6 protein-coding genes and 1 pseudogene are annotated in these 5,279 nt (G+C 42.7%); 5 read left to right on the forward strand and 2 right to left on the reverse strand.

What is annotated here, in order from left to right; translation table 11 throughout:
- Positions 1–85 precede the first annotated feature (85 nt).
- The gene (locus O9300_RS16715; protein WP_287972850.1) at positions 86–1,039 is read right to left on the reverse strand and encodes a hypothetical protein; all 954 of its coding nucleotides are present in this window, start codon (positions 1,037–1,039) and stop codon (positions 86–88) included.
- Positions 1,036–1,299: a helix-turn-helix domain-containing protein gene (locus O9300_RS16720; protein ID WP_002774832.1), complete on the reverse strand. Its 264-nt coding sequence runs from the start codon at positions 1,297–1,299 to the stop codon at positions 1,036–1,038. The genes O9300_RS16715 and O9300_RS16720 overlap by 4 nt, the downstream gene beginning before the upstream one ends.
- Before the next feature lie 208 nt (positions 1,300–1,507).
- Here O9300_RS16720 and O9300_RS16725 point away from each other — a divergent pair.
- The 5 genes and pseudogenes from O9300_RS16725 to O9300_RS16745 all read left to right on the forward strand — a co-directional run.
- Positions 1,508–1,771, forward strand: a pseudogene (locus tag O9300_RS16725) (DUF29 family protein); the annotation flags it as partial.
- A gap of 199 nt (positions 1,772–1,970) precedes the next feature.
- Positions 1,971–2,594: a C-phycocyanin alpha-cysteine-84 phycocyanobilin lyase subunit CpcF gene (gene cpcF / locus O9300_RS16730; RefSeq protein ID WP_287972852.1), complete on the forward strand. Its 624-nt coding sequence runs from the start codon at positions 1,971–1,973 to the stop codon at positions 2,592–2,594.
- Positions 2,595–2,657: 63 nt separating this feature from the next.
- Positions 2,658–3,431 (forward strand): ABC transporter permease, encoded by a 774-nt coding sequence (locus tag O9300_RS16735; RefSeq protein WP_287972853.1) that lies wholly within the window; start codon positions 2,658–2,660, stop codon positions 3,429–3,431.
- Between the two features lie 117 nt (positions 3,432–3,548).
- Positions 3,549–4,442 (forward strand): ABC transporter ATP-binding protein, encoded by an 894-nt coding sequence (locus tag O9300_RS16740; RefSeq protein ID WP_002761936.1) that lies wholly within the window; start codon positions 3,549–3,551, stop codon positions 4,440–4,442.
- Positions 4,443–4,581: 139 nt separating this feature from the next.
- The gene (locus O9300_RS16745; protein WP_261779424.1) at positions 4,582–5,058 is read left to right on the forward strand and encodes a hypothetical protein; all 477 of its coding nucleotides are present in this window, start codon (positions 4,582–4,584) and stop codon (positions 5,056–5,058) included.
- The last annotated feature ends 221 nt before the right edge of the window (positions 5,059–5,279 follow it).

Here is a 5,279-nt window from a genome sequence, read left to right on the forward strand (position 1 = left end):
GAAATGGGGCGAAAGTCTGTGGACTCTGTGTAAGACAGTACATGGTTTTTTAACTGTGGTATGCGACGGTGGTGGAAGCAGAAACTTAAATCGTGAGGTTTAGGAATCGCCGCACTTTTAGGGCGGCGAGGATGTCAACAATGTTCCCTTCTTTAATGCCAAGGTGTTCTCTGAAAGCAGATTTAATTAACTCCTCTCGACGACTAGCTAAAAGCCTGTTCCACTGTCCAACTTTCATTCCAGAGAACTGTGTTCGATAAACACGCTTTTTAAAATCCTCAATTCCTGGATGTAAAATCCTGTCCATTTTGGCAAAATTATTGTCTAATCTATATTTGAAGCGAGTGATCAGTTCCCGCAAGAGCATTTGATACTCTGGTGTCGGCTTATAAAGCCTGCCATCATTTCCCCAAGAATTAACTATTTCTTCAGCTTGAAATAGTTCTTCGTCCGTTCCTTGAAATTTGTATCTATTCGTATTTGTTTGTTGCAAATTTGCTCTCCTTTGGCTTGTATCTTCGGGTTCTAGAACAAGGTAATCAGGAGGATTATGATAATGATCATCTCTCGCTTTAGCCACTGAAAAGCCAGAGACAACGCATACATCTAGAATCTTGGGTTTGCCATAAATTACCGCTTCCGGCAGCCAAGCTATTAGAGAAACGTAGGTTTGATCAAACTGAAAATGATTTTGACTATCTTTGAAACGGGCTGTTATTTCAGTAGCTAATGGGAACCATGCTTTTATTTCTAATCCTGGGGTAGGCTGGATGCTACCCATGAAGACAGTATCAGGAAATCCTGGATATTGCCTTTTCCATTCACCAAACGGCGCAAATATTTCCTGCTTATTCAAAAACTCAACAGTGTTAAATTCAATCAGATTTCCCAATAGTGGTGATAGCTTTGAAATTACTTTGGCCAAATTAACTGCTGCAGCAACCGATATTAGTCTAGCAATGTCTAATAGGTCAAATCTATGTCCAGACAAATCATCTAGATATTGCGATGCCAGGCTAATAACATCTTCTGTATTCATAACCCTTCCCCACAAGATGTGGACTGACAAGCTTGCTCAACTTGCTTTAAAATTTCGCAAGGATCTACACCGATTACACGACTAACCAGAAGGAACTCAACCACATCTAATCTTCTTTCACCATTTTCGTATTTGGCAACGAAAGATTGCGGCTTTTTGATGGCTTTAGCGAGGGCTGCTTGAGTTAAATTCGCATCCTTACGAGCGGCGATCAGGCATCGACGAAAGACATGGTACTCTGGGCTAAAAATAGATTTCATCGTGCTTTAATGAGCACAGGAGTTAGCATTTCCAAGATAAACCTATTTTAGAATAATCCCAAAATGGGATTTTAGGTTCCCTAGTACCATAGTAAACAGCATAACACCCCCAGTGTAGCGGACGGTATGAAGTCTTTGGTACAATAACGAAGGTTACTCGCTGCTGCTGATCTGGAACGATAGAAAGTTTGGGCAGAAGTCAACACACTGCCTCAAACTTTGCTATACTGATTACGTTGAGGATTATCGAGGTTGGCAAGAAACTATTAGGCGCAGTCAACGGGAACTAGAAGAATTTTTGAGCGATTCTCCTAGTTTAAAACCCTACTGGGAGCAAGTATTTTTAGATTGCTATGCCACGGCTTTAAAAAGCTTGCGAGATAACCCCGATTATCAATCCTTTAACTTTCCCGATGATTGTCCTTTTTACCAAGAAATTAGTCAGATTTTACAGAAAAAAGTTTGGCGATAAAATTATCTTTAAAAGTTTGTTGGCGGTGTTAGGAGACAGGAGTTAGCAGTCAGTAGCCGGTCGTCAGGAGACAGGAGACAGGAGACAGGAGATTATTTTATTTATTCTCCCCACACCCCACTTCCCCACACCCCACTTCCCCACTTCCCCACACCCCACTCCCCAACCCCTAACCCCTCATCCCCTCTACTAATAACCGATGCTTCCCACCGTTGAAACTTTAATTATTGCCGTCGAAAAAGCTGACTCAGCTAATCAGTTACTAGCCGCTGTGGAAAACTTAGCCGCCGCCAAAAGTGAGGCGGCAATACCCACCCTCACCGATGTCCTGAGATATAATAACCCCGGTGCCTCCGTGGCAGCCGTGGATGGTTTAATCGCCATCGGCAAAGCGGCGGTTCCCTATTTACTGGCCAACCTAGACGGTTATAATTATGGGGCGAGAGCTTGGGCAACCCGGGCCCTAGCGGGAATTGGCGATGTGCGAGGATTGGACTTATTACTTGAGGCGGCGGTGAGTGATTTTTCCTTTAGCGTGCGGCGAGGGGCGGCTAGAGGCTTAGGAAATATAATTTGGTCTGATTTGGAGGAAAGTCGGGTTTCTGAGGCTCAGAATGCGGTTTGTGCGGCACTGGAGAAACTTTCGCAAGGGGATCCAGAGTGGGTGGTTAGATATGCGGCGATCGTCGGATTAGAGGGGTTAGGAACTGCGGCGGCGGCATTTCGCGGGGCGATTCGGGAACTTTTAGGACAGATTCGGGAGACCGAAGCGGAAATAGTGGTAAGATTGCGCGCCGATCAAGCTCTGGAACACTTACAATAACCCTAAGTCACAAAGTAGAAAAACTTATTTCTCTACAGGGAGAAACAATTACACTAACATTCTATGAAATATTGGCAGGAAATTTTAGCGATCGCTCAACGAATTTTAGTGGAATTAATCCGGCGCGGGCGTAGCTTAATCCTCTGGGGCATTTTCCCGATCCTTGTCCTGCTCTTAAATGGCTATATTATGGCAGAAAAAGGCAAAATTGAGCTTGCCGAGGCGATGGCTCTGGCCACTCCTCCCACCCTCGTCGGGGCGGCACTTTTCTTTAGTTGTTTGGGGGGAACCGTGGCGACGGTAGTGGCAGAAAGGGAACAACAAACGATTAAACGGTTATTTTTATCGCCTTTAAGCGGTGTTTCCTATTTTATCGGTATTTTTCTCGCCCATTGTGCGATTGCCGCTTGTCAGACAATTTTAGTTTATTCTATTGCTAAACAGTATGGAGCCACTTTTAAAGGCTCAATTCCTCTAGAATTATTAATTATTTTCCTTAGTATCACCGCCTATGTGGGTTTAGGATTTATCCTCGGTACTCAACTGGCGAAAAGAACAGAAGATGTTAATGCTTTGGTGGGAACTTTTGGGGTTCCTTTATTAATTTTAGGCGGCGTTTTTCTCCCAACTGCTTTATTCCCCGACAATATTCTATCTCTGGCTAAATATAACCCGATCTACCACATGAATGAAGCTTTAATTGCTGTTTGGGCAAAGGGCGAAAATCTACAAGATATTAACTCTCATTTTCGCTTTCTCTGTCTTTTTGCTCTAGCTATGGTAGCAGGTGGTTGGCTTACCTATCGACAAATGTTAAACCTTGAACGCCGACTGTAAATCAGTTATCAGTTATCAGTTAGAAAAGGCAAGAGTATTCATTAATTTGTCTTCCCATATCTTCCACTCCCTAATCCTGTCCCCTGACTCCTGACTATCCTTGTTACTTTATTAAAAATGCTGACTATTAATAATGTCAAAAAAAATTACGGAAGACGCTTAGTATTAGATCAATTAAACTTTCATATTGAAGCGGGGGAAATTTACGGTTTACTCGGTCCCAATGGTGCGGGAAAAACCACCACTATTAACTTAATTTGTAATTTATTAAAACCCTCATCGGGAGAAATTACCTTTAATTATTTGCCAATTTCGAGAGTTACTAAAGAATTAATTGGGGTTGCCCCGCAGGAAAATTTGTTGTACAAATCCCTTACTTGTGAGGAAAATCTCAACTTTTTTGCTCAGATTTATGGACTCGATCGCCCCCAGCGTCGTCATCGGATCAAAACCAGTTTATCCGCAGTAAATTTGCTTGATCGCGCCCGTAGTCCGGTGGAAACTTTAAGCGGTGGAATGCAGCGCCGAATGAATATTGCCGTGGCTATTGTTCATCAGCCAAAATTATTAATTCTTGATGAACCAACTACCGGTTTAGACATCGAATCTCGCTATGAAATTTGGGATTTAATCGGAGAATTACGGCGACAGGGAATGACAATTTTATTAACTACCCATCTCCTCGATGAAGCACAGCGTCTCTGTCAACGTATAGGAATTTTAAAACAAGGTCGTATTATTGCCGAAGGTAATTTAAATCAGCTGCGTCAGCATATTCCTGCGAAAGAAATTATTATCATGGATACCCAGGATCAAGAAGCTGCAATAAATCGAGGTAAACAATTAGGATTTACTCCCAAATTTTACGGCAAAGATTTAGCTTTTTGGTTAGATGAACACCTAGAATTAAGCGAGATTATTCGGGCATTCGACGGCATTAATATTGATTCTATCGCCCGTCAGACCGTACAGTTAGAACATATTTATATGGAAATTATGAATCAATTTTGAACCAGTTTTTGAGAATTAAGGTTGATGATCGGCATTTTTTCGGTAATTTACCTCAATTGAGTTAAATCGCCGTTTTTCTTACCGTCATGATCATCTATAATTTTTGGATAGGTTCTATTAATTGGAGACAGAATCAATAATGAAATTAACCTCTATCACTGGGTTATTGAGTCTATCGGCGGTATTATTAAGCTCACAGCTACCGGCAGCGGCGCAAAATTGTCGGCCACTGTCTTTATTAGGGGGTGAAGGTAGTGACATTACCAAAACCGTCTCGCAACCCACTATTCCAGGTCCTTTCGGTGTCACCATAACTCGTAATAATTGGAATACCGATTGGGCAGTTCCGGGGGGTAGAAGTTTTCAGAGGTTTATCGTTACGGTTTCTGTTCCCCGGGCTGCCTCCTTTGATATCCGGCTGTTTCTCAAGTATAGCGATCAAACTAACGAGGAATTTTTTAATACTAATGGAGTACGAATCGAACCCGATAAACCCTTAACAATTACTGCCACAGTACGGGCAAATGATCAACCTTTTCTAGTCAATCTTTTTGTCAATGGTATTCAGCACATCGGTAATACCTACACCGCTTCTGTTGTCGGTTGTGAACGATAAAATATATAGGGTTTGCTGAAAAAGCTTTTCGGTGGTGGCAGGGTGTGGCCCCCCAACCCTACCCGACATCGGGGGGGCAGGTGGGGTGTGGGGTTTTATCGATTTTCAGGTGGTCAACTACCTAATTTTCAGGGAAAAAGTCCAGGAATTTTCCCCCCGATCCCCGCAATGGCTGGCACTTTTTGAGGGGAAAAAAGTCCAAAAGTCTTATCCAACAAGGT

Source organism: Microcystis sp. LE19-195.1E, assembly GCF_027532095.1.
GTDB lineage: Bacteria > Cyanobacteriota > Cyanobacteriia > Cyanobacteriales > Microcystaceae > Microcystis > Microcystis aeruginosa.

What these genes read in the sequence shown, in the direction of transcription:
- O9300_RS16715 (WP_287972850.1), bottom strand. Translation starts at nt 1,039, where the DNA reads ATGAATACAGAAGATGTTATTAGCCTGGCATCGCAATATCTAGATGAT.
- O9300_RS16720 (WP_002774832.1), bottom strand. Translation starts at nt 1,299, where the DNA reads ATGAAATCTATTTTTAGCCCAGAGTACCATGTCTTTCGTCGATGCCTG.
- cpcF (WP_287972852.1), top strand. Translation starts at nt 1,971, where the DNA reads ATGCTTCCCACCGTTGAAACTTTAATTATTGCCGTCGAAAAAGCTGAC.
- O9300_RS16735 (WP_287972853.1), top strand. Translation starts at nt 2,658, where the DNA reads ATGAAATATTGGCAGGAAATTTTAGCGATCGCTCAACGAATTTTAGTG.
- O9300_RS16740 (WP_002761936.1), top strand. Translation starts at nt 3,549, where the DNA reads ATGCTGACTATTAATAATGTCAAAAAAAATTACGGAAGACGCTTAGTA.
- O9300_RS16745 (WP_261779424.1), top strand. Translation starts at nt 4,582, where the DNA reads ATGAAATTAACCTCTATCACTGGGTTATTGAGTCTATCGGCGGTATTA.